The sequence below is a fragment of the Vibrio sp. ED004 genome, from assembly GCF_023206395.1.
Taxonomy (GTDB): Bacteria; Pseudomonadota; Gammaproteobacteria; order Enterobacterales; family Vibrionaceae; genus Vibrio.
Genome location: NZ_CP066149.1, coordinates 2,465,962 through 2,490,519, shown reverse-complemented (window position 1 = coordinate 2,490,519; position 24,558 = coordinate 2,465,962). Strand labels below are relative to the sequence as shown.

At 43.7% G+C, this 24,558-nt stretch carries 25 protein-coding genes and 1 pseudogene; 6 read left to right on the top strand and 20 right to left on the bottom strand.

What is annotated here, in order from left to right; genetic code table 11:
- Window positions 1–26: 26 nt before the first annotated feature.
- The 14 genes from ispG to trmJ all read right to left on the bottom strand — a co-directional run bounded on the left by ispG (window position 27) and on the right by trmJ (window position 12,951).
- A complete protein-coding gene (gene ispG, locus ITG10_RS11230) occupies window positions 27–1,148 on the bottom strand; it encodes a flavodoxin-dependent (E)-4-hydroxy-3-methylbut-2-enyl-diphosphate synthase (protein ID WP_017629859.1) in 1,122 nt (373 codons plus the stop codon).
- 7 nt (window positions 1,149–1,155) lie between these two features.
- The gene (gene rodZ, locus ITG10_RS11225) at window positions 1,156–2,109 is read right to left on the bottom strand and encodes a cytoskeleton protein RodZ (protein WP_017629860.1); all 954 of its coding nucleotides are present in this window, start codon (window positions 2,107–2,109) and stop codon (window positions 1,156–1,158) included.
- Between the two features lie 440 nt (window positions 2,110–2,549).
- A complete protein-coding gene (locus ITG10_RS11220) occupies window positions 2,550–3,692 on the bottom strand; it encodes a bifunctional tRNA (adenosine(37)-C2)-methyltransferase TrmG/ribosomal RNA large subunit methyltransferase RlmN (protein ID WP_017629861.1) in 1,143 nt (380 codons plus the stop codon).
- Window positions 3,693–4,315: 623 nt separating this feature from the next.
- Window positions 4,316–4,750 carry a nucleoside-diphosphate kinase gene (gene ndk / locus ITG10_RS11215; RefSeq protein WP_008222758.1) on the bottom strand — a complete coding sequence of 145 codons (435 nt, stop codon included), beginning with the start codon at window positions 4,748–4,750 and terminating at the stop codon, window positions 4,316–4,318.
- Between the two features lie 107 nt (window positions 4,751–4,857).
- On the bottom strand, window positions 4,858–6,153 hold the full coding sequence (gene pepB / locus ITG10_RS11210) for an aminopeptidase PepB (RefSeq protein WP_017629862.1): 1,296 nt from the start codon (window positions 6,151–6,153) through the stop codon (window positions 4,858–4,860).
- Between the two features lie 206 nt (window positions 6,154–6,359).
- Window positions 6,360–6,560 (bottom strand): Fe-S cluster assembly protein IscX, encoded by a 201-nt coding sequence (iscX, locus tag ITG10_RS11205; protein ID WP_004740335.1) that lies wholly within the window; start codon window positions 6,558–6,560, stop codon window positions 6,360–6,362.
- A 117-nt stretch (window positions 6,561–6,677) separates the two neighbouring features.
- A complete protein-coding gene (gene fdx / locus ITG10_RS11200; RefSeq protein WP_017629863.1) occupies window positions 6,678–7,016 on the bottom strand; it encodes an ISC system 2Fe-2S type ferredoxin in 339 nt (112 codons plus the stop codon).
- 20 nt (window positions 7,017–7,036) lie between these two features.
- Window positions 7,037–8,887 carry a Fe-S protein assembly chaperone HscA gene (gene hscA, locus ITG10_RS11195; RefSeq protein ID WP_017629864.1) on the bottom strand — a complete coding sequence of 617 codons (1,851 nt, stop codon included), beginning with the start codon at window positions 8,885–8,887 and terminating at the stop codon, window positions 7,037–7,039.
- A gap of 22 nt (window positions 8,888–8,909) precedes the next feature.
- Window positions 8,910–9,425, bottom strand: coding sequence for a co-chaperone HscB (hscB, locus tag ITG10_RS11190; protein ID WP_017629865.1), 516 nt, complete (start codon window positions 9,423–9,425; stop codon window positions 8,910–8,912).
- Window positions 9,426–9,509: 84 nt separating this feature from the next.
- Complete coding sequence (gene iscA / locus ITG10_RS11185; RefSeq protein ID WP_010440519.1) at window positions 9,510–9,833, bottom strand: iron-sulfur cluster assembly protein IscA; 324 nt, start codon at window positions 9,831–9,833, stop codon at window positions 9,510–9,512.
- Window positions 9,834–9,931: 98 nt separating this feature from the next.
- Window positions 9,932–10,309, bottom strand: coding sequence for a Fe-S cluster assembly scaffold IscU (iscU, locus tag ITG10_RS11180; protein WP_004735094.1), 378 nt, complete (start codon window positions 10,307–10,309; stop codon window positions 9,932–9,934).
- A 33-nt stretch (window positions 10,310–10,342) separates the two neighbouring features.
- The gene (locus ITG10_RS11175) at window positions 10,343–11,557 is read right to left on the bottom strand and encodes an IscS subfamily cysteine desulfurase (RefSeq protein WP_017629866.1); all 1,215 of its coding nucleotides are present in this window, start codon (window positions 11,555–11,557) and stop codon (window positions 10,343–10,345) included.
- 27 nt (window positions 11,558–11,584) lie between these two features.
- Window positions 11,585–12,106 carry a Fe-S cluster assembly transcriptional regulator IscR gene (gene iscR, locus ITG10_RS11170; protein ID WP_010440512.1) on the bottom strand — a complete coding sequence of 174 codons (522 nt, stop codon included), beginning with the start codon at window positions 12,104–12,106 and terminating at the stop codon, window positions 11,585–11,587.
- A gap of 116 nt (window positions 12,107–12,222) precedes the next feature.
- Entirely contained in the window at window positions 12,223–12,951 is a 729-nt protein-coding gene (gene trmJ / locus ITG10_RS11165) for a tRNA (cytosine(32)/uridine(32)-2'-O)-methyltransferase TrmJ (protein ID WP_017629867.1), read from the bottom strand.
- 181 nt (window positions 12,952–13,132) lie between these two features.
- Here trmJ and suhB point away from each other — a divergent pair, with 181 nt between their 5' ends.
- Window positions 13,133–13,936, top strand: a complete 804-nt coding sequence (gene suhB / locus ITG10_RS11160) for an inositol-1-monophosphatase (RefSeq protein WP_017062520.1) — start codon at window positions 13,133–13,135, stop codon at window positions 13,934–13,936.
- A 336-nt stretch (window positions 13,937–14,272) separates the two neighbouring features.
- Here the strand turns inward: suhB and secF are convergent, their stop codons facing one another.
- The 5 genes from secF to queA all read right to left on the bottom strand — a co-directional run bounded on the left by secF (window position 14,273) and on the right by queA (window position 19,938).
- Entirely contained in the window at window positions 14,273–15,220 is a 948-nt protein-coding gene (gene secF, locus ITG10_RS11155) for a protein translocase subunit SecF (protein ID WP_086716169.1), read from the bottom strand.
- A 14-nt stretch (window positions 15,221–15,234) separates the two neighbouring features.
- On the bottom strand, window positions 15,235–17,091 hold the full coding sequence (gene secD, locus ITG10_RS11150) for a protein translocase subunit SecD (RefSeq protein WP_128644335.1): 1,857 nt from the start codon (window positions 17,089–17,091) through the stop codon (window positions 15,235–15,237).
- A 20-nt stretch (window positions 17,092–17,111) separates the two neighbouring features.
- A complete protein-coding gene (yajC, locus tag ITG10_RS11145) occupies window positions 17,112–17,441 on the bottom strand; it encodes a preprotein translocase subunit YajC (protein ID WP_010440492.1) in 330 nt (109 codons plus the stop codon).
- A 112-nt stretch (window positions 17,442–17,553) separates the two neighbouring features.
- Window positions 17,554–18,690: a tRNA guanosine(34) transglycosylase Tgt gene (gene tgt / locus ITG10_RS11140; RefSeq protein WP_017056177.1), complete on the bottom strand. Its 1,137-nt coding sequence runs from the start codon at window positions 18,688–18,690 to the stop codon at window positions 17,554–17,556.
- A gap of 195 nt (window positions 18,691–18,885) precedes the next feature.
- Window positions 18,886–19,938, bottom strand: a complete 1,053-nt coding sequence (gene queA / locus ITG10_RS11135; protein WP_017629870.1) for a tRNA preQ1(34) S-adenosylmethionine ribosyltransferase-isomerase QueA — start codon at window positions 19,936–19,938, stop codon at window positions 18,886–18,888.
- A 334-nt stretch (window positions 19,939–20,272) separates the two neighbouring features.
- Here queA and ITG10_RS11130 point away from each other — a divergent pair, with 334 nt between their 5' ends.
- The 4 genes and pseudogenes from ITG10_RS11130 (at window position 20,273) to ITG10_RS11115 (ending at window position 22,563) form a co-directional block, all read left to right on the top strand.
- Entirely contained in the window at window positions 20,273–20,719 is a 447-nt protein-coding gene (locus ITG10_RS11130) for a CBS domain-containing protein (protein WP_017629871.1), read from the top strand.
- Window positions 20,720–21,156: 437 nt separating this feature from the next.
- Window positions 21,157–21,565: pseudogene (locus ITG10_RS11125) on the top strand (hypothetical protein).
- Window positions 21,562–22,002, top strand: coding sequence for a hypothetical protein (locus ITG10_RS11120; RefSeq protein ID WP_248386395.1), 441 nt, complete (start codon window positions 21,562–21,564; stop codon window positions 22,000–22,002). Before ITG10_RS11125 ends, ITG10_RS11120 begins: the two are co-directional and overlap by 4 nt.
- Window positions 22,003–22,164: 162 nt before the next feature.
- On the top strand, window positions 22,165–22,563 hold the full coding sequence (locus ITG10_RS11115) for a hypothetical protein (protein ID WP_248386394.1): 399 nt from the start codon (window positions 22,165–22,167) through the stop codon (window positions 22,561–22,563).
- Window positions 22,564–22,750: 187 nt separating this feature from the next.
- On the opposite strand, the gene ITG10_RS11110 is transcribed toward ITG10_RS11115, so the two are convergent.
- A complete protein-coding gene (locus tag ITG10_RS11110; protein WP_017632986.1) occupies window positions 22,751–23,656 on the bottom strand; it encodes a hydrogen peroxide-inducible genes activator in 906 nt (301 codons plus the stop codon).
- A 210-nt stretch (window positions 23,657–23,866) separates the two neighbouring features.
- Here ITG10_RS11110 and ITG10_RS11105 point away from each other — a divergent pair, with 210 nt between their 5' ends.
- Window positions 23,867–24,475 carry a peroxiredoxin C gene (locus ITG10_RS11105; protein ID WP_004740353.1) on the top strand — a complete coding sequence of 203 codons (609 nt, stop codon included), beginning with the start codon at window positions 23,867–23,869 and terminating at the stop codon, window positions 24,473–24,475.
- Window positions 24,476–24,558: the final 83 nt, after the last annotated feature.

The window sequence follows — 24,558 nt, the reverse complement described above, 5'->3', positions numbered from 1 at the left end:
AGACAATCACACCTCATCGCGTTGTATTAATCTTCTAAGTTTTCTACATCAATGCGATTTGCTTTATCAAGCACTGACGCTTTTGCTCGGATCTTTGCTTCAAGCTTGTCGACAAGGTCATCGTTGTCAAAACGCTCTTTCTGACGCTTACCGTCTTCGTAGAAGGCACTCTTTCGTGCACTACCCGCTAGGCCTAAGTGAGACACTTCAGCTTCACCAGGGCCGTTAACCACACAACCGATGATTGATACATCCATTGGGGTGATAACGTCTTCTAGGCGCTCTTCAAGGGCATTAACAGTGTTAATAACATCGAACTCTTGACGTGAACAGCTCGGGCAAGCAATGAAGTTGATGCCACGCGAGCGAATGCGCAAAGATTTAAGAATATCAAAACCAACTTTGATCTCTTCAACTGGATCAGCGGCTAGTGAGATACGTAGCGTATCGCCGATACCTTCAGAAAGAAGCATACCTAAACCAACAGAAGACTTAACTGCACCAGCACGTGCACCACCAGCTTCGGTAATACCAAGGTGAAGCGGCTGATCAATCTGCTTAGCCAGCAAACGGTAAGAACCGACGGCTAGGAATACGTCAGACGCCTTAACGCTGACTTTAAATTGATCAAAGTTCAGACGGTCTAGGATATCTACGTGACGCATTGCAGATTCAACAAGTGCTTCTGCTGTAGGTTCTGTGTATTTCTCTTGGATCTCTTTTTCAAGAGAGCCGCCGTTAACACCAATACGAATCGGAATATTCATATCGCGTGCACAATCAACAACAGAACGGATACGGCTTTCGTTACCGATGTTACCTGGGTTGATACGCAGACAGTCAACGCCGTACTCTGCCACTTTAAGAGCAATACGGTAGTCGAAGTGAATGTCAGCAACCAAAGGAACAGAAACCTGCTGCTTGATTAGCTTAAAGGCTTCAGCGGCATCCATAGTCGGTACAGATACGCGAACGATATCAGCGCCAACTTTTTCCAAAGCTCGAATTTGAGCAACGGTCGCGGCTACATCTGTTGTTCTTGTGTTGGTCATGGATTGCACAGCAATTGGTGCACCATCACCGATCGGCACATCACCCACATAAATACGGGTTGATTTGCGACGAATAATAGGAGATTCGTGTTGCATATTAACTCTAAGGTAAGGTTATTCTGGCTACTTTGCCTGAAGTATACCCAGAAAGGTCGACAGGTTCACTTGCAAATGTCATTGATACGCCCTCTGGCGCACCTAGAATCACTTTATATGGCGCAGTTCCTGATAGATTTAATGACTGACCTGCTTTTTTGATGCCAGTCGACAGGGTTTTACCTGTTGCATCTTTTACTTGGATCCAGCAATCAGCAGAGAACTGCATCACTAACTCGTTCGCTATAACTTCAGGAGCAGCGTCTGCTTCAACCGCTTCTGGCTCAGCAGCAACTACAGCTGCGGTTTCAGACTCTGTTGCTGAATGTGCGTCAGTCTCATCAGTTTGCGTTAAAGCCTCTGAAGTATCTGCCGCATCACTGATTGCAGTAAGGCCTTCAGTGTCTTCAATAGCAGAAGCAGCGTCGTTTTGTTCCGCTTCAATCACTTCTAAAGAAGCGAATTCAGGATCAAGTGACTCTTCTACGGTAAGCTCTTCTGAGCTTTCAGTATTCACTAGAGATTGAGATAGGGTGTCTTGTTGTTGGTTCTGCCACCACCAAAGTGAAGAGATACCAGCAATCACAGCAAAAATGCTCCAAGTAAGGATCATAATGCGGCTGTTGTGCTTCTCGGTTTTTGTTTTACGAGAGAAGCTCAGCATTTCTTGTTCTTGATGTTGAGCATCACCAGCATGATGAAGCGCGTTCAGTACCACTTTTTCATCAAGATTGACGTATTTCGCGTATGAACGAATGTAGCCACGCATGAACGTTGCGACTTGGTCTGATTCGAATTGGTTTTCTTCAATTTGCTGGATCAACGTAATACGAAGTTTCAGGCGATCTGAAATCTGCTTTTGCGTTAAACCAAGAGATTCGCGCTTATTCTTAAGCAGCGTTCCAGCTTCTAAAGCAGGAGCAATCGTTTCTTGCGTTTGTGTTTCGTGTTCTGTGTTCATAGAGAGTGAACTTCTAAAGTATTATCGCAGGTTGACGAGAGCGGTTTTTATTGTCGTTTAAGCTCAATCTAACAACCCACTTTATGTGGAATTTTTCCTGTTACCTAAATCATCAACCCTTAAAGACGAACGTCACGCATAGTGTTATGGATGACCTTCTCAGGAAGCTAGTTTATCAAGTAGCCAACCTAAATAGACATATTGATGATCAGTAGCAAGCGAGCACTTAAATTAATTTAAGATTAGTTAATCATAAGCTAATGCCATTACAAGGCAAAAACACTTTAAACAAAATTTACCGTCAGCTCATGGTTTTGTCCAAAATTTGACGAAAAATGTAAGAAAGCGTGGGCAAGAAGTCCAAAAATAGAAAAACCATACCCCAGAAAAGCAACAAGCCAGAAGTAAGACTTCTGGCTTGTTTAGGTTCAATTCGCGTTTTATACCGCTTTTACTTCAATCACACCACCGGCAATCAAGTTCGCTTCTGAGGCTGCTTTGATCATTTTGGTACGTTTGGTTCTATCAATCACATCACCGACTAACTGACCACATGCGGCATCAATATCATCACCACGAGTCTTACGAACGGTTACTGTGTAGTTGTATTCCATCAGTGTTTTTTGGAAGCGGTCAATACGAGAGTTGCTTGGCTTCTTGTATGGCGAACCCGGGTAAGGGTTAAATGGAATCAGGTTGATCTTACATGGCGTATCTTTCATTAGCTCAGCAAGTTCACGAGCGTGGTCCATATCGTCATTCACATGATCCAATAGAACGTACTCAACTGTCACTTTACCGCGGTTAGCATTTGAAGATGCAATGTAACGACGAACAGACGCTAGGAAGTCTTGAATATCCCAACGATCGTTGATCGGCATGATTTGGCTACGAAGTTCATCGTTTGGCGCGTGTAGAGAAATAGCCAGTGCCACATCGATGTTGTCAGTCATTTGGTCAAGGCCAGAAACAACACCAGAAGTTGATACGGTTACACGACGCTTAGACAGTGCGAAGCCTAGGTCATCAAGCATGATTTCTAATGATGGCATTAGGTTCTTCATGTTCAATAGAGGCTCGCCCATACCCATCATTACGACGTTAGTAATTGGACGACGACCAGTTTCTTTCTCTAGGCCGATTTCGCGAGATGCACGCCAGATTTGGCCAACAATCTCTGAAACTTTTAGGTTACGGTTAAAGCCTTGTTGAGCTGTAGAGCAGAACTTACATTCAAGTGCACAACCAACCTGTGAAGATACACACAGCGTCGCACGGTCGCCATCTGGGATGTATACCGTTTCAACGTCTTGGTCGCCAACGCTCATCGCCCATTTAATTGTGCCATCTGAAGAGTGTTGAGCTTCAGAAACAACAGGTGCAACAATCTCACAACGACGTTGAAGTTTTTCACGCAGTTTTTTGTTGATGTTGTTCATCTGTTCGAAGTCATCGACACCGAAGTGATAAATCCACTTCATCACTTGCTCTGCTCGAAACGCTTTCTCATTCAGTTCTTCTGTGAAAAATTTACGAAGACCTTTACGATCAAAATCGAGTAGATTGACTTTAGCTGTGGTCATGATGCCTCTCAATGACGGAACAATAATTAAGGGCGCGAATTGTACAGGCTTTACGCAACTTCAACAAGCACTGTAAAACCCTGTGTTTATTAAGACATTCAAACTTAAGCGATTAAAAATTGCACAACTGTATTTATCGACTTGAGATTACCCAATTTAAAGAAAAGATTCCCGATTACTCTCCTCCGTCGCTTTCGGGAATGACGTAAATAATCTCCAACAGCTCGGTAAGATTTACTACGAGATTGTAGCCCCCGCAATTCATCGTCACCAGGTCACTAGCTCCTCAAATCCCGTCATTCCAGAACTGAGGAACGAAGTATCTGGAATCTCCAATAACAAACTCAGATTCCGACTACGCTCCTTCGTCGCTATCGAGAATGACGTAAAAATTTACCCAGTAACTTTCCATTCATAGCCATCAGGTCATGAACTCCTCAAAGCCCGTCATTCCAGAACCGAGGGACGAGGTATCTGGAATCTCCAATAACAAACAGAGATTCCCGATTACGCTCCTTCGTCACTATCGGGAATGACGACTAGGTAAACTGTCTCTAACGTAAAATCCACATACAAAAAAGGCCTCACCGAAGTGAAGCCTTTAGAATGATTTGCTGTGCCGATTATTGAGCTGGACGCGGACAAATTTCAGATTCTGGGAAGAAGAATTCGATTTCGCGAGCTGCAGATTCAGGGCTGTCGCTACCGTGTACTGAGTTGTAACGCATGCTGATTGCGTAATCAGCGCGGATCGTGCCGCACGCCGCTTCTTCTGGGTTAGTTTTACCCATAAGTTCGCGGTAACGAGCGATTGCGTTTTCGCCTTCAAGTACTTGAACCATGATAGGACCAGAAGTCATGAACTCTTTTAACGGACCAAAGAATTCTTTACCTTCATGTTCTGCGTAGAAGCCACTCGCTTGCTCTTCAGTAAGGCGAACCATCTTAGCAGCAATAATTTCTAGGCCTGCTTTTTCGATACGGTGGTAGATTTCACCAACAAGGTTACGCTTAACTGCATCTGGCTTAACAATTGAGAACGTTCTTTCTAGAGCCATAGGGATTCCTTCACTTCATTTTTTTGTTATTAAATACTGAAATTACTGAGATCTTTCGATCTGAGTTTTAGGAATGAGCGACACCGAAATACCGCTCACTCTTATTATTATTTTGCTTGGTCAACAAGAAGACGAGCTAGTGTACGAACGCCCATACCGGTTGCGCCTGCAGCCCATTTGTCACTTGCTGATTTACGGTAAGTACCTGCGCAATCCATGTGAATCCAACCTTTTTTGTAGTCATCTACAAAGTAAGAAAGGAACGCAGCCGCTGTACTTGCACCCGGCGTGTAATCGCCCGTGCTGATGTTTGAAAGATCAGCAAAGTTTGAAGGCAACATGCCACGGTGGAAATCAGCAAGAGGCAGTGGCCATAGGCCTTCTTTCTCTTGGTTTGCCGCCGTTAGCGCTTGGTGAGACAGCTCATCGTCGAAGCTTAATAGTGCGTGGTAGTCGTTACCTAATGCATTTTTAGCGGCGCCAGTTAGCGTTGCACAGTCGATGATAAGCTCAGGGTTTTGTGCACTTGCGTACATCAGACCATCAGCAAGCACCAAGCGGCCTTCCGCATCGGTGTTCATGATTTCAACTGTCTTACCATTTTTGTAAGTAATGATGTCGCCAAGCTTCAATGCACGACCAGAGATCATGTTCTCTGCACAACATAGGATAAGCTTGATGCGCTTGTTCAGACCACGTTCAATCGCAAGACCCAAACCACCAGTGATGGTTGCTGCGCCGCCCATGTCAGCCTTCATCGCTGTCATGAATTGACCTGGTTTGATGCTGTAACCGCCTGAGTCAAACGTAATACCTTTACCGACTAGACAAGCAAACACTGGTGCGTTTTCGTCACCTGTTGGGTTGAAGTCCAGTTGCAGCATTGCTGATGTACGCTCAGAGCCACGACCTACTGCGTAGATGCCTTCCCAACCTTCAGTTAGGAGATCTTTGTCTTTAACGATTTTTGCTTTTACTGTGCCGGCTGGCGCCACTGATTTGATGTATTCAGCTGCCATCGTCGCTAATTGACGAGGAGCCACTTCTTCAGCCGTTTTGTTGATAATGTCACGCGTCCAATCAGTAGCACGGATGCGAGCTTCTAGCTCAGCTTGGTCGGCTTCTGAAAGTGCATCCCATTCCAATGCATTCTTTTTCTTTGGTCCACGGTAGCCTTGGTAAAAAGCCCAAACGCTTTCTAGATCCCAACCTTCACCACGAAGTGAAACGAATGCGATACCTTGTCCGTCAAGCGTACGACCAGCACGTTGAACCGCGCCTAGATCGTGGCCTTCACCAATGTGAATTGTCGCTCCCGCTTCTGAGAACGATAAAATAGCTCTTGCTCCCCACTGAGGCTGGGCAGCTTCTTGACTTAAAAATACTGACATCTGTGTAGACATGATTTCTCCTTGTCACGAACCACTTTGAGTGTGTGATTCTGATTATTTTTTATTAGCGCACTGATGTTAGCATTATGTAGGAGGAAAATGTCATTTTGATAAAAAAACGGACCATAAGGTCCGCTTTTTTTGGTAAGAATTGTTAACTTGGCTGCGTTTTATATTGGAGTGGTTCCAACCCGCGACCAAATCATTAGATGAGAGGATTAATCCATCTCATCCATCCAGCACAAAATAATAGCCTCTAAGATTTTTTCATTCGAGTGGTTAGGCTCGTCATCAAACTCTTCAAGGTCTAGCACCCATTGATGCAGATCGGTAAAACGTACCGTTTTAGGATCAGTATCAGGGTACAAATCACATAGCTCAATTGCGATGTCTCGCGAATCAATCCACTTCAAGCTCATAACACTTCCTTATATTTATTAGCGACGCTTGGTCACCTTTATGATCTATATTCTAGGCCAGTTTTGTTAAACCGTTATATCAGTCATGGCGAAACCACCATGACTGTAGAGAAGTTCTTAGTGATCTTCAGACGCTAGGTTCAATGTGTACTTTGGAATCTCTACTACAAGATCTTCATTAGCCACTTTCGCTTGGCAACCAAGGCGAGATTCCATCTCTAAGCCCCACGCCTTATCTAGCATGTCGTCTTCTAGGTCATCACTCTCTTCTAAAGAATCGAAGCCTTCACGAATCACAACGTGACATGTTGTACATGCACACGATTTTTCACATGCGTGTTCAATACCAATACCGGCCTTCAATGCAACATCAAGAACCGTCTCACCAGTTTTTGCTTCTAAAACAGCGCCTTCTGGACATAGATCTTCGTGAGGTAAAACAATAATCTTTGGCATGTTTATCTATTCTCTAACTATTAAATATTATCGACTGACTGACCTGACAGTGCAGCACGAATTGATTTATCCATACGACGAGAAGCAAAGTCTTGGCTCGCTTTGTCGGTATTCTTAATTTCTACTTCAATGGCATCAGCGCTGTCGCCATTGCGCACTTCGATAAGTGTTTCAATCGCTTGTAGCAGCTGCTGCTTTTCTTGTTCGTTAAGCAGTTCGTCGCCGTCAGCTTGCATCGCAGCAATAAGGCCTTCGATCACGCGATCCGCTTCTACACGCTGTTCAGCAAGAGCACGTGCTTGCATGTCTTCTTTTGCGAACGTCATCGAGTCTTTCAGCATGTTCGCAACTTCATCATCGCTTAGGCCGTAAGAAGGCTTAACTTGGATTTCAGCTTGAACACCCGTGCTCTTCTCCATCGCCGTAACTGATAGCAAGCCATCAGCATCAACTTGGTAAGTCACTCGAATATGCGCCGCGCCAGCAGCCATTGGTGGAATGCCTTTTAGAGCAAAACGAGCCAGTGAACGACAGTCGTCAACCATTTCACGTTCGCCTTGAACGGTATGCACTGTCATTGCAGTTTGACCATCTTTGAACGTGGTAAATTCTTGCGCGCGAGCGACAGGGATCGTGGTATTACGAGGGATGATCTTTTCGACCAAGCCACCCATAGTTTCGATACCGAGCGATAAAGGAATAACGTCCAGAAGTAGCATTTCAGAGTCTGGCTTGTTGCCAACTAGAATGTCCGCTTGAATTGATGCGCCAATCGCAACCACTTCATCAGGGTTAATGCTGGTTAACGGCGTGCGACCAAAGAAGTCACCGACCATTTCACGTACAAGCAATGTACGAGTAGAACCACCCACCATCACGACTTCTAGCACTTCGTCAGCGTCAACTTCTGCATCTTTCAAAGCACGACGGCATGAAAGCAATGTTTTCTTTACAAGTGGCTTTATGATGTCTTCAAACTCTTCACGAGTTAATGAACCAGACCAACCCAGCACGTCAACATCAACACTTTCCGCTTCAGACAAGCCAATCTTTGCTTCTGTTGCTGCATCAAGAAGAATACGGTTCTGTTCTGCCGTAAGCTCTGATAAGCCGATTTGCTCTTGGAAGTGATCAGCGACTAGATGGTCAAAGTCGTCGCCGCCTAGTGCAGAGTCACCGCCTGTTGCTAGAACTTCAAAAACACCTTTAGATAGGCGCAAGATTGAGATATCAAACGTACCGCCACCTAAGTCGTAAACCGCGATAACACCTTCTTTACCTGAATCCAAACCGTAGGCAATCGCTGCCGCAGTGGGTTCATTAAGAAGACGTAACACGTGAAGACCAGCAAGTTGCGCCGCGTCTTTCGTACCTGCACGCTGTGCATCATCAAAGTACGCAGGAACGGTAATCACAGCACCAGATAGTTCGCCACCTAGTGTAGACTCAGCACGTTGACCTAGCGCTCGCAGAATGTCTGCAGATACTTGAATTGGGTTCTTGTTGCCTTGTTCTGTGCGAATCACAGGCAGACCATTATCACTTTCTTCAAACTGATATGGCAGAGACGGGTATCGCTGTTGGATATCTGACAATGAACGACCGATTAATCGCTTCACCGAGATAATGGTATTTTTAGGATCTGTCTGTGCATTTGCACGAGCTTCATCACCAGTCGTATACGACTCTGACGTATAGTGAACAACGGAAGGCAGAATACTGCGACCTTGTTGATCAACGAGCGTGCTCGCCTCACCACTGCGCACTGCCGCAACCAATGAGTTTGTTGTACCTAAATCAATACCCACAGCAAGCTTGTGCTGGTGAGGAGCGGCGCTTTGCCCTGGTTCTGCAATCTGAAGTAGTGCCATGGATGTGTCCTTGTTATACGAACTAGCCGATCAGACGATCTTCAACTAACTCGATTTCATTCTTTAATTTTGCAATAAACTTAAGCTTTCTTACTCGGTCTGCAGCTTCTAACCAAGCTTCGCTGTCGAGTTCTTGTTGGATAGCGCTTAATTGTTGTTTATACATTTTGCTAACCTTTCCTTCAAATGCAAACAATGCATCTTCTGGATCAGAACTGTCGGCGATGTCTTCTAGCTCTTCACGCAATTCCATTTGCTCCATCAGGAACATAGGATCTTGCATGGTCTGCTGCTCGCCGCGAATATCCTCACCATGTTGTACTAACAGGTATTCAGCTCGGCTGATTGGATTCTTCAACACCTGGTACGCATCGTTAATTTGCGCAGCTTTTTGCACGGCTAATAGGCGATCTCGCTCAGAAGCTGTGGCAAATTTATCAGGGTGGAATTGGCGTTGCAGATCTCTAAACTGAGAAGAAAGAAGGCTACCATCCAGTTGAAACTGAAGTGGTAGCCCAAATAATTCGAAATGATTCATCTAACGGTGGTCCTAAGTTTAGGCTCTTTAAATAGAGCCTAATTTTATTCTTCGCTCACTATAAACGCTCAACGATTGAGGCGTTTATACATTGAAGCTCTCACCACAACCACATTCGCCTTTCGCGTTCGGGTTGTTGAATTCAAAACCTTCGTTTAGGCCTTCTTTTACGTAATCAAGCTCAGTACCGTCTAGGTAAACTAGGCTCTTTGGATCAATGATGACCTTAACACCTGAATGCTCGAACACTTCGTCTTCTTCGTTAAGCTCGTCAACGAATTCCAGTACATACGCCATACCCGAACAGCCAGTAGTTTTTACCGCTAAGCGCAACCCGATACCTTTACCTCGGTTATCTAGGAAAGCTTGAACTCGGCTTGCTGCCGTATCTGTCATGGTGATGGCCATACTACAACCTTGTGTTTTATATAAATTGAGAACTCAGGGGGAGCACAAAGGATGCTCCCAAATATTACTTTTTTGAAGTGATTACCTTGTAGAAGCGATTAGTGCTTCTTTTTGTAATCCGCAACTGCTGCTTTGATTGCATCTTCAGCAAGAATTGAACAGTGAACTTTCACTGGTGGCAATTCTAATTCTTCTGCAATTTCAGAGTTTTTGATAGCCGCTGCTTCATCAATGCTTTTACCTTTAACCCACTCAGTTACTAGTGAGCTAGAAGCGATTGCGCTACCGCAACCGTAAGTCTTGAATTTTGCGTCTTCAATAATACCTTCTGCAGATACTTTGATTTGCAGTTTCATTACGTCACCACAAGCCGGTGCGCCAACCATGCCGCTACCTACACTTGGGTCTTCTTTATCAAACGAACCTACGTTACGTGGGTTTTCGTAGTGATCAATTACTTTTTCGCTATATGCCATGATAGTTACCTCGAATCCTCTATTTCCGTGAGATTAGTGATGAGCCCACTCAACAGTGTTCAAATCAATCCCTTCTTTATACATATCCCATAGAGGAGACATGTCGCGTAATTTGTTTACCGCTACACGGATTTGTGCAATCGCGTAGTCGATTTCTTCTTCCGTTGTGAAACGGCCGAATGAGAAACGTACTGAGCTGTGTGCCAGTTCATCGTTCAGACCAAGAGCACGTAGAACGTATGAAGGTTCTAGGCTTGCTGATGTACATGCAGAACCTGATGATACCGCTAGGTCTTTTAGAGACATAAGCAGAGATTCACCTTCAACGAAAGCAAAGCTAACGTTTAGGTTGTGTGGTACACGTTGGTCTAAGTCACCGTTTACTGTTACCGCTTCTAGATCTTGAACACCTTTCAATAGGCGCTCACGAAGTGCTAGTGCGTGATCGTAATCTTTCTGCATGTCTTGCTTAGCAACAGCACAAGCTTCACCCATACCCACGATTTGGTGAGTAGCAAGCGTACCTGAACGGAAACCACGCTCGTGACCGCCGCCGTGCATTTGTGCTTCAAGACGAATACGTGGCTTACGACGAACGTAAAGTGCACCGATACCTTTAGGACCATACATTTTGTGAGCTGAAAGTGAGATTAGGTCAACTTTCATCTCTTGTACGTCTAGTGGGATTTTACCCGCAGACTGAGCCGCATCAACGTGGAAGATGATCTTGCGTGAACGACATAGTTCGCCGATTGCAGAGATATCTTGGATTACACCAATCTCGTTGTTAACGTGCATGATAGAAACTAGAACAGTGTCTTCACGCATTGCAGCTTGTAGCTTGTCTAGATCGATGATGCCGTTTGCTTCTGGCTCAAGGTAAGTTACCTCAAAACCTTCACGCTCTAGTTGGCGACATGGATCAAGAACCGCTTTATGTTCTGTTTTGCACGTAATTACGTGCTTACCTTTCTTCTCGTAAAAGTGCGCTGCACCTTTAATAGCAAGGTTATCTGACTCTGTAGCACCTGAAGTGAAAACAATTTCACGTGGGTCTGCATTTAGTAGGTCAGCGATTTGCTCACGAGCATTATCTACTGCTTCTTCTGCCTGCCAGCCGTAACGGTGTGAACGAGATGCAGGGTTACCGAAGTTACCGTCCATCGTCATGCACTGAACCATTTTCTCAGCAACTCGTGGATCGACTGGGCATGTAGCTGAATAGTCAAAGTAAATAGGCAGTTTCATTTTCTACTCCAATGTAAAAACTGACCGCTAAGAGCGGGCATTAACACCGTGAGGTGCTGCACTAATCGTTGTAGTGCTCGTATTTTTATGTGCAAAACCATTATTAACCGCAAGATCGATATCTTGACGATCAGAAATTTCTAAAACTTCGTTATCTTTCATTAGCTCTCCGAGCGTAATGTCGTTTAAGAAGCTGCTGATTCGGGAGCTTAAATCACGCCATAGAGTGTGAGTTAAACAACGACTACCACCTTGGCAATCTGCTCGACCGTGACACTTAGTCGCATCCACTGATTCATCTACTGCTGCAATCACAGTTCCGACAGCGATATCGCTCGCTTCAGCACCTAAACGGTAACCACCACCAGGGCCGCGAACACTAGCAACTAAGCCAGCTTTACGTAACTTAGAAAAAAGTTGCTCTAAGTAAGATAACGAGATGCCTTGTCGCTCTGAAATGTCAGCCAGAGGAACTGGGCTTTTTTGCGAATGCAGTGCTACATCTAGCATAGCTGTTACCGCATATCTTCCTTTAGATGTAAGTTTCATATCACACCGTATCCACATTGTTTATGTGGTTGGAATCTTCCCATACCCGACTAAATTGGTCAAGTATTTAGTTGACTATTTTAGTCAGGTATTCACCCTTAACTATTGTATGGGCTTTATTTGTCGTTTTTGCTCTTCTCAATCGAAGTCAAAATACCACGAAGTGTGTTGATTTCTTGCAGTTCTGGGCGAGCACGGCTAAATAGACGACGTAACTTGTTCATCACCTGACCCGGCTTATCCTTAGAGATAAATTGGGTATCGATGATCACTTTTTCAAGGTGTTCATAGAACATTTCTAGTTCGTCGTGACGTGGGTATTCATCTTGTTGCTGTGGCTGATATTGGCTAGCCACCATATCAAGGTGTGCAACACGTACTTCGTAGCTTAGTGTCTGTACTGCCATTGCTAGGTTTAGCGAGCTGTATTCTGGGTTAGCTGGAATACATACATGGTAGTGACACTTCTGCAGTTCATCATTAGTTAAGCCAGTGCGCTCACGGCCAAATACTAATGCTACCGGGTGCTTCTGACCTTCAACCGCAAACTTTTCACCACATTCACGAGGCTCAAGCATTGGCCATTCAAGCGTACGAGAACGAGCACTTGAACCCACAACCAAACCACAGTCTCTTACTGCTTCTTCAAGAGTAGAAACAATCGTCGCGTTTTCTGCGATGTCACCTGCACCAGCAGCCAGTGCTAAGGTCTGCTCGTCAACTTCACATTGAGGGTCTACAAGAACTAATTGACTCAAACCCATCACTTTCATTGCGCGAGCTGCTGATCCGATATTTCCCGAATGAGACGTACCAACCAGAACGACTTTTACATTGTCTAACATGCTATATGACACCACTTTAAAAATAATCGCGAGATATTAACACATAGCAAAGTAAAATGGTCAGACCCTTCGCGGAATGTGAAACCAAGAGTTCAAAAAATAACCACTTCCCTTTTGGTAAAACTTTGGTATACTCGCCGCCGCTTTAAATTGTTCTTTAACATCTTGTGGGAAAAACCATATGCATCCAATGCTAAACATTGCGATACGCGCTGCGCGTAAAGCTGGCAACCATATTGCTAAATCTCTAGAAACAACTGATAAGATCGAAACGTCTCTAAAAGGTAACAACGATTACGTTACTAACATTGCTCAAGAAGCTGAGTACATGATCATTGAGACAATCAAAGCATCTTACCCAGAGCACAGCATTATTTCTGAAGAGAAAGGCCTGACTGAAGGTAAAGACTCTGACGTACAATGGATCGTTGACCCACTAGATGGCACCAACAACTTTGTAAAAGGTTTCCCTCACTTCTCTGTATCTATCGCTGTTCGCATGAACGGTCGTACAGAAGTTGCTTGTGTTTATGACCCAATGCTAAACGAGCTATTCACAGCTCAACGTGGCGCTGGCGCTCAACTTAACAACGCTCGTATGCGTGTTACTCAACTTAAAGACCTTCAAGGTACTGTTCTAGCGACTGGTTTCCCATTCAAGCAAAAACAACACTCTGAATCTTTCATGAAGATCATCTCTGGTCTATTCATCGATTGTGCTGACTTCCGTCGTACTGGTTCTCCTGCTCTTGACCTATGTTACCTAGCAGCTGGCCGTGTTGATGGTTACCTAGAACTAGGCCTTAAGCCATGGGATCTAGCAGCTGGCGACCTAATCGCTCGTGAAGCTGGTGCTATCATGACTGACTTTGCTGGCGGTACTGATTACATGACTTCTGGTAATGTTGTTGCTTCAAGCGCACGTGGTGTTAAGTCTATTCTTAAGCACGTTCGTGAAAACGCTAACGAAGGTATGCTGAAGTAATTCAGGCCTTACGTTAAAGCTCCCTGTTTCAAGGGAGAATAGAAATTCCAAAGCCTCGCAATTGCGAGGTTTTTTTGTATCTGCGATACGAGATACGAGATACGAGATACGAGATACGAGATACGAGATACGAGATACGAGATACGAGATACGAGATACGAGATACGAGATACGAGATACGAGATACGAGATACGATCAGAATGTCTCTTATTGAAATGAAGTACAACTCACTTCAACGTTAAATTGTATTGAGCTTCACCATAGAATGCAGACGTAAAAAAACCGCTAGTTGCCTAGCGGTTTTTTTGGTTTAGCGAAAATGGTTAAGCCAAGGCCTAAGGCATTTCGTCAAACTCTTCACCTTCTTTTTCCACTTGTGGTGGCATTAGGTGCTCACGCGTAATACCCAACTTCATAGCCAGTGCAGATGCAACGTAGATAGAAGAGTAAGTACCAACCGTAATACCCAATAGAAGTGCGGTTGCGAAACCGTGAATCATAGCGCCGCCCTGAACGAACAGTGCGATAACTACGAACAACGTAGTACCAGAAGTGATCAATGTACGGCTCAATGTCTGTGTGATTGAGCTGTTCAGTACTTCAGGTGCTTCACCCTTACGCATCTTACGGAAGTTCTCACGGATACGGTCGAATACAACGATGGTATCGTTGAGGGAGTAACCGACGACCGTTAGCAAGGCTGCTACGATGGTAAGGTCTACCTCAATTTGCATTAGAGAGAACACACCAAGTGTGATGATAACATCGTGCGCAAGTGCTAATACCGCACCCGCTGCCAAACGCCATTCAAATCGCACTGATACGTAGATCAAGATACAAATAAGAGAAACTAGGATAGCAAGGCCACCAGCTTCTGTTAATTCGTCACCCACGTTAGGACCAACGAACTCGATACGACGCATTTCAACTTGCTCACCAGTACCGCTCTCAATAGCAGAAAGGATCTGGTTACCAAGTGTTTCGCCCGCTACGCCATCACGTGGACGTAGACGAACCATTACATCACGAGCTGAACCGAAGTTCTGTACCGTTGCATCACCAAAGCCTTCGGCTTCTAGTGCACTACGGATATCAGGAAGGTGTGCTGGTTGTTCAAAGCCAACTTCAATCAGAGTACCGCCAGTAAAATCTAGACCCCAGTTCAACGATTTCGTTGTTAGGGTGAAGATAGCAGTACCAATCATCAAGATAGAAAAAACAAAGGCAACCTTTGACCAACGCATAAAGTCGATCATTTTGTCTGCTTTTAGAATCTGAAACATATTAATTCCTAGCCTTAGATCGACAGTTTTTTAACGCGTTTGCCGCCATACATCAGGTTCACGATACAACGTGTTCCGACAATAGCTGTAAACATTGAAGTCAAGATACCGATAGACAGCGTTACCGCGAAGCCTTTAATCGCACCAGTACCCACAGCAAATAGAATGATTGCTGTCAGTAGTGTGGTGATGTTGGCATCGGCGATTGTGCTGAATGCGTTAGCGTAACCTTGGTGAATCGCTTGTTGTGGACTGCGTCCATCTCGAAGCTCTTCACGTATACGCTCAAAGATAAGTACGTTCGCATCGACCGCCATACCGACCGTTAATACGATACCGGCAATACCCGGCAGGGTCATGGTTGCCCCCGGAATCATCGACATCACACCGATAATCAACACCAAGTTCGCCATTAGCGCAACGTTAGCAATCAGACCAAAGCTACGGTAGTAAAGCAGAGTAAATAGCATTACTGCAGCCATACCCCAAACCATCGCCATGATACCCATATCGATGTTTTGTTGACCCATAGATGGACCAATCGTACGTTCTTCTACAATCGAGATAGGTGCAATTAGAGCACCAGCACGCAGTAGAAGTGCCAAGTTATGAGCTTCAGCCGTTGAGTCGATACCAGTAATACGGAAGTTACGACCAAGTGCAGATTGAATCGTAGCTTGGTTAATAACTTCTTCGTGCTTACTTAAGATCACTCGGCCTTCAGGTGTTTTACGACCGCTGTCTTTGTACTCTGCAAATACCGTTGCCATTAGCTTACCGATATTCTGACGAGAGAACGCTGACATCTTGCTACCACCTTCGCTATCTAGCGAGATGTTAACTTGAGGACGACCATATTCATCAACACTTGAACTTGCATCCGTAATACTTGAACCGCCTAGGATAACGCGCTTCTTAAGTACCACAGGACGACCATCACGATCTTGCTTGATTTCACTACCTGCAGGGGAACGACCAGAAGCGGCAGCGGCTAAATCAGCACTGCTATCTACTTCACGGAACTCAAGTGTCGCCGTCGCACCAAGAATTTCTTTAGCACGAGCCGTGTCTTGAACACCAGGCAATTCCACTACGATACGGCTAGCGCCTTGACGTTGAACCAAAGGCTCAGCAACACCAAGTTCGTTCACACGGTTACGTAGAATGGTAATGTTTTGCTCTACCGCATAGTTGCGGATTTCTTGAAGACGAGTCTCGGTGAAGCTAGCAACCAAAGAGAAACGACCGTTAGATTCAGAATCTACAAACGTCATGTCTTGGTGCTTAGATTGCAGTAGCGATTTCGCTTCAGCAAGCTGCTCGGCGTTACGTAGAATCACTTCAACCGCATCTTTACCCGATGGGCGAATTGCACGGTAACGGATTTTCTCTTCACGAAGTTCGCTACGGAACGCTTCTTCTTGTTGGCCAACCAGCTTTTGCATCGCAGCGTCCATATCCACTTCCATCAAGAAGTGAACACCACCACGTAGGTCAAGACCAAGCTTCATTGGTGCAGCACCAATAGATTCAAGCCAATCAGGAGTTGAAGCCGCTAAGTTTAAAGCAACGATTACATCTTCATCTAATGCTTCAGTGATGACATCACGAGCACTAATTTGAGAGTCTGTATCGTTAAAGCGAACAAGAATGGAACCGTTTTCTAGAGCAACGGATTTAGTAGAAAGGTTTTCAGCTTCAAGAGCATTGGTGACAGCATCCAGCGTAGACATATCTACAGAGGCGCCACGCGCCCCTGTAACTTGAACTGCCGGATCTTCACCGTATATATTCGGAAGTGCGTACAACGCAGCGATGGCGATAGTAAACACCACCATCAGGTACTTCCATAACGGGTAACGGTTTAGCACAGCGAGGATCCTCTAGCTGTTTATAGAGATTTCAGAGTACCTTTTGGTAGCACTGCTGTAACGAAGTCTTTCTTGATAACTACTTCGTTGTTTGCATTCAGTTCGATAGCAACGTAGTCGCTGTCTTCTGCAATCTTAGTGATCTTACCGATTAGGCCGCCGCTTGTAAGAACTTCATCGCCTTTGCCCATAGAAGACATAAGGTTCTTGTGCTCTTTAACACGCTTAGCTTGTGGACGGTAGATCATGAAGTAGAAGATCACAGCGAACATACCTAGCATGATAAGCATTTCGAAACCGCCGCCTGCTGGTGCACCTTCTGCTGCTGCGTGAGCTTGAGAAATAAACATTTAAAACATCCTCTATTTATATTTTCGTAATTGTTTGTCTAATTGGGTTGTATCCCTTTATTTTCAAGCCCCATCACTCGGAAGAGAGATAGGGCTCGCAAAAAAAGAAATACTAAGATTCTTTACCTAGTGGTGGCACTTCACGCCCCATTCTTGCGTAGAACTCTGCAACGAACTCTTCAAAGCGGTCTTCATCGATAGACTGACGAATGTCTGACATTACTCGTTGGTAGAAACGCAGGTTATGAATCGTGTTCAGTCGAGCACCTAGGATTTCGTTACAACGATCCAAATGGTGTAAGTACGACTTGCTGTAGTTCTTACAAGTGTAACAGTCACACTCTGAATCTAGTGGTGTTGTATCGGTTTTATGCTTCGCATTACGGATCTTGATCACACCTTCAGTCACAAACAGGTGGCCGTTACGTGCATTTCGCGTTGGCATTACACAGTCAAACATGTCGATACCACGACGAACACCTTCAACTAGGTCTTCTGGTTTGCCTACGCCCATTAGGTAACGTGGCTTATCTTCAGGTAGTTGAGGACATGTGTGCTCAAGAATACGGTGCATGTCTTCTTTTGGTTCGCCTACTGCTAGGCCGCCAACTGCGTAACCGTCAAAACCAATTTCAGTTAGGCCTTTAACAGATACATCACGAAGGTCTTCGTACACACCACCTTGAACGATACCGAATAGTGAGTTCGGGTTTTCAAGCTTGTCGAAGTGGTTGCGTGAACGCTCAGCCCAACGAAGAGACATCTCCATTGAGTCTTTTGCTTCTTTGTGTGTCGCAGGGTAAGGAGTACACTCGTCAAAGATCATTACGATGTCTGAACCTAAGTCTTTTTGGATTTCCATAGACTTCTCAGCGTCCATGAAGATCTTGTCACCGTTTACAGGGTTACGGAAGTGAACACCCTCTTCAGTAATCTTACGCATTGCACCTAGGCTGAATACTTGGAAGCCGCCTGAATCAGTCAGGATAGGACCGTGCCAGTTCATGAAATCGTGCAAGTCACCATGCATCTTCATGATTTCTTGACCAGGACGTAGCCATAGGTGGAATGTGTTACCTAATAGGATTTCAGCGCCTGTGTCTTTCACTTCTTCAGGTGTCATGCCCTTTACAGTACCGTAAGTACCTACAGGCATGAATGCTGGGGTTTCAACGGTACCGCGTTCAAACTGAAGTTGACCACGACGTGCGCCGCTATTAGTTTTTTTAAGTTCGTATTTTAATTTCACGAAGCCTCCAATATGCCAGAGAAACAATCTGACTGTTAATTCAGAACCTTAAGCCAAACAAAAGTTCAGTCCAGTGGGTTCTATGAGGAGCGGTCGCGTATTCCTTGCGAGAGATTAGACAGACACCCTGCCCGACTCCTAGCTTACTGCTAGCACCCGTAAATTCTTATGTATATCGTTTATAACTAGCTTAAATTAGCTTGTTTTCTTATTGATGAACATGGCATCACCGTAGCTGAAGAAACGATATTCGCTCTTCACTGCGTGATCGTATGCACCCATCACGTTGTCGTAACCTGCAAATGCACTTACCAACATAATCAGCGTTGATTCTGGTAAGTGGAAATTGGTAATCAAGCAATCCACCAACTGGTATTCGTAACCAGGGAAGATGAAGATTTCAGTGTCACCAAAGAACGGAACTAACTCTGTACCTTTCTTCAATGCATCTTGCGCAGCACTTTCTAGTGAGCGAACCGATGTTGTACCAACCGCAATAATGCGTCCGCCACGCGCTTTTGCAGCCGCTACGGCATCAACCACTTCTTGCGGTACTTCAACGTACTCAGCATGCATGTGGTGGTCATTGATGTTGTCTACTTTAACGGGCTGGAATGTGCCAGCACCAACGTGAAGCGTCACGTAAGCAAACTCAACACCTTTCTCTTTCATGTCAGCCATTAGCTTATCATCAAAATGAAGACCCGCTGTTGGAGCTGCAACCGCACCCGGCTTCTCATTATAGACCGTCTGGTAACGCTCTTTATCTGCGTCTTCATCTGGACGATCAATATAAGGAGGTAACGGCATATGCCCAACGCTGTTCAGAATCTCTAAAACGCTTTGGTCAGATGTGAAATGGATTTCAAATAACGCGTCATGTCGCGCCACCATTTCAGCTTCATACTCATCGTTCTCACCAAGGAACAACTTAGTGCCCGGCTTAGGTGATTTAGAACAACGAACATGCGCTAGAATACTTTTCTCATCAAGCATACGCTCAACTAGCACTTCAAGCTTACCGCCTGATGCCTTGCGGCCGAATACACGAGCAGGAATCACGCGCGTATTATTGAAAACAACAAGATCGCCTGGCTCAACCAAGTCTAAAACGTCTTTAAACGAACCATCTGTCAGGTTGCCATTATTGCCGTCTAATTTAAGTAGGCGGCTTGCTGTACGCTCTTCTTGAGGGTAGCGAGCAATAAGTTCATCTGGTAGGTCAAAGTGAAAATCTGAAACTTGCATGTGTCTAGTCTTGTCTTAGTTGATGAGATTTGTGCTGTTGACGAATAATAAATCGTTGCCGCTAATCAATCGTTACAGTAAGTAAACCGTTACCGTAAACAAAGCGCAAACACGACTAAAAATTTCGCAGTGGGCTAGTATAGGCACACGAGCCGCAATAGCAAGGTTTACAGCTATGGATTATTGTAAAGAGGCGTAAAATAATGCTACCGATTCACCGCTTCAAGTTAGAGAATTAGTTGCATAAAACTCCCTCAAAAATGCGCCAGCTCTCAGTTATTTTTTGGATAAAAAACTATAGTAATAGCAACAAATAAAAAATAAGGAGGTTCGTATGATCAAGGTTGAAGATATGATGACTCGCAACCCTCATACTCTATTGCGCTCACACTCACTGGCCGATGCAAAGCACATGATGGAAGCGCTTGATATCCGCCATATCCCAGTCGTCGATGCCGACCGAAAGCTGCTTGGTGTGGTTACTCAGCGAGATGTTCTCGCAGCCCAAGAATCCAGCCTACAAAACATCCCTCAAGCTCAATCTTTTACTCTCTCAACACCACTCAACGACATCATGCACAAAAGCGTTATGTCGGTAGAACCACGTGCAGGATTAAAAGAGTCAGCTATTTATATGCAGAAACACAAGGTGGGCTGTTTACCAGTCGTCGATAACCACGAATTGGTCGGCATTATCACTGACAGCGACTTCGTAACCATCGCGATAAACTTGCTAGAACTACAGGAAGAAGTAGAGCCAGAAGAAGCTGAAGTAGAGTGACATGACAATAAGAAGAGCCTCATAAAACTATGAGGCTCAATATTAGGTAACTTTAATCGATAGAAATGCACTGCCGCTTACCCCGTAACTCATTACAATAAACAACCAATCCGCACACCATATCAAATATAAAACTAGTTGAATAATATATTGATGAGGTTTATATTACCCGCCATATACAACCACCTCCGTAATAAAGTAAAAAAATCATATTTATCAATAGGCTTGATGTAGAGGTTATAACGAATTCAGCTCCTGTCATTGCTTGTATCACTGTTGTTACATTCACAGTAGAGGGTGTAGCTGCTTCTTCCGGAGTGTTGGAAACTTATATAAAAGCAATTGACGACTATTCATTTGGTCCACTTAATGGTTCGGAGAATATACTGGCATCTCATAATGAGGTGCCCAAAAAGTTACGGTTCTTGAGAGGACAAATGAACATATCAAAATATAAGTACTCAATAATATGCTTAGCAACCATTACTGTATGCAGTTACCCGTTCATATATTTCCCTTCAGGAGAGTATGACTCAGATAGAATTTACTTTTTTTCTGTAATAAGCTCATTTATTTCATTTTTTTATTAACATACACTATCGTACAGCTAGTACTAATAATAAAAATAGAGATGACAAATACCAATTTGAAAATCATCGTATCGGTACTTATTTTATTATCGCCATATCACTATCTGCTCTTTATTATTTTAAAGTTGAAGATTACAAGGATAATAGCGCTGGCTACGTATATTGTGGCTCAATAATGAAAATGAAACTGAGAGGTTCTGTGGGGCTCTTAGAGAAGTTTGCGCTTTCAAAAGAAAAATGTGGTAGCGGTTTATGAATAAATCATTCCCATATTTAAAGTTTTCTTTTTTTATCTTAGGCTATACTTTCTTATCTTTTTTAGTTTATGGACTTGCAGTAGATACCCACCAATTTTGGGTGTCCGGTATAGAAAAGCAAGCCAGAGTCGTAAGCCTTGATCATGTTCAAATTCATACTAAAGGGTCTAAAAGTTATTATTATAAACTAGAGGTAGATAGCAACTTATCAATTCATGGGTTTGATTTTGAATTAATTAAAAATGAGAAATATAATATTTTAACTATTAAAGATGGCAAAAAAATCATACTCGGAAGTAAAAATAGCAGCCTATTCCATATATTTAAATCTGTATTTGGTTTTACTATCACTTATAGTATCATCGCATTCATAACTTATATGTCATATAAACTCGTAAAGTACTATTTCACAAGACCTAGAAATCCATACAACTAGAAAACTCAGGTTTATCTATCGAATAAATCATCTAGGTTGAATAAGATTTACAGCAGGTCATAACTTCCGATAAAAATTAGGTTAAATAAAATTAAAAATATAAATTCCAATGACTTACTAGCAATTAAACAGTGCCACAGAAGAATGAATACAGGGAAAAATATGAAACTACGCAAGCACAAACAAGCTATTAGATTTACGATTATATTATTAATCAGTTCTTACCCTATATTATACTTCCCAATAGAATCTTATAGAACCGATAAAATATATCTATTATCAATACTACTTACTCCTGCTTTCTTTTGGGGTTTTTTAATAAGTATAGTTCAATTAAAGTTAATATTTAAAACAAAGAAAGATCATATTAGAATGAAAGATAAAACTTCATATGTTTTACTTGCTATATCGTTCATGCTTTCTTTTCCATATTATTTAAAAATGGAAGATTATAAAACAAACAGCCCAACTCACGTATACTGCAGCCCAGAGCTAGAAGCAAAAAGCTCGCGTGGTATATTTGAAAAATTCGCTATCACTGAAGAAATGTGTAATGAATAAAAATACCATTAAATACTAAGGTTATATAAATCAATGGATCCTTTAAATATAATGCTTAGATTTATTGCATTAAAATGTTTATATGGCGTATTAAAATACCACCAGTTTACAAAAAATAGTTAAGTACGAACCTTACCCTGCCACTATGCATGGTAAGGTTGAATACATCTAAAATGACGGCAGTCTTTTAAAGCAATTCAGAAACCACATCTGCTAACTGATGAAATGTTTCGCGGCGTGATGAGCTTGGACGCCAAACCAGGCCGATGTCTCGGTATGCTTGCTGGCCTGGTGGATCGATAACCACTAGGTTTTGATTTTCAAGCAAGCCGTGATCGATCGCCATTTGCGGAATAAAGGTGGTTCCTAAACCATTTGCTACCATTTGCACTAATGTATGAAGACTCGTCGCTGTAAACGGGTTTATCTTCTCTTTATCTGTTAGCTTACAGGCTGATACTGCGTGCTCGGTTAAACAGTGTTCATTTTCCAATAAGAATACAGACTCGTCTGGCAGGTCGTCATATTTAATAGGGACACGAATACCGTCTGCTTGGTTACGACTGATCACCATTCTAAAAGGGTCTTGCCCAACCACTTTGCTTTCCATGTTGTCGATATCAACAGGCAGAGCCAGAATCAGCACATCTAACTCACCATGGCGCAGTGCTGCGAGTAAGTTCGTTGTGGTGTCTTCGCGCAACAGGAGATTTAGCTGAGGAAAGCGTTGGTTGGCTTCTTGTACTAAATCACACAAAAGAAATGGTGCAATGGTAGGAATACATCCAACTCTGAGCTGACCTTGCATCGCGTCGCCATTACATAGGTTTCCGAGTTCAACCAAGTCTTGCCCTTTGGCCAATAACTCTCGACCATGCTTCACCACCAGCTCTCCCGCTTGAGTGAAAACGAGTGGGCTCTTTTTATCTTTCTTTTCATACAGAGGACAACCAATCAGCTCTTCTAGATTTTGGATACCTTTACTTAGCGTCGATTGGCTAACAAAACAGCGATCAGCGGCGTCGCTAAAGTGGCGTGTTTCGTGAAGAGTAACAAGATAGTGAAGTTGCTTAAGACTTGGCCATTTATTCATGAAATTACTTTGTAATATGAGTAGGATAAGTTACACGAAGGTCATAAGACCTAAGAAAAGGACAAAGAATAAACTCATCGCTTTTTTCGATGAACTTAATCTATTTAATTCGCTTTTTTCTATAGTACCGATTGTACTATAGTTTGTCGCGTAGAAACGGAGCCCAAACAAAGATGTGTTGGGCCAACTAATTTTTTAGGAGATTCCAAAATGGTACTAGTAGGTCGTCAAGCCCCTGACTTTACTGCAGCAGCTGTTCTAGGTAACGGTGAGATCGTTGATAACTTCAACTTCGCAGAATTCACTAAAGGTAAGAAAGCGGTTGTTTTCTTCTACCCACTAGACTTCACTTTCGTTTGTCCTTCAGAGCTAATCGCTTTCGACAACCGTCTTGAAGATTTCCAAGCTAAAGGCGTTGAAGTAATCGGTGTTTCTATCGATTCTCAATTCTCTCACAACGCATGGCGTAACACTGCTATCGCTGACGGCGGTATCGGTCAAGTTAAATACCCACTAGTTGCTGACGTTAAACACGAAATCTGCAAAGCATACGATGTTGAGCACCCAGAAGCAGGCGTTGCTTTCCGTGGTTCTTTCCTAATCGACGCTGACGGTCTTGTACGTCACCAAGTAGTTAACGATCTTCCACTAGGTCGTAACATCGATGAAATGCTACGCATGGTAGACGCACTAAACTTCCACGAAAAGAACGGTGAAGTTTGTCCTGCACAATGGGAAGAAGGTAAATCAGGTATGGACGCATCTCCAAAAGGTGTTGCAGCATTCCTATCTGAGCACGCTGACGACCTAAGCAAGTAATTACCTCTTAAGCCCGCCTCAACACGGGTTAATGGTTGGATGAATCTCTTTAAAGAGAAATAAAGCATAAGCTAACAGCGCAA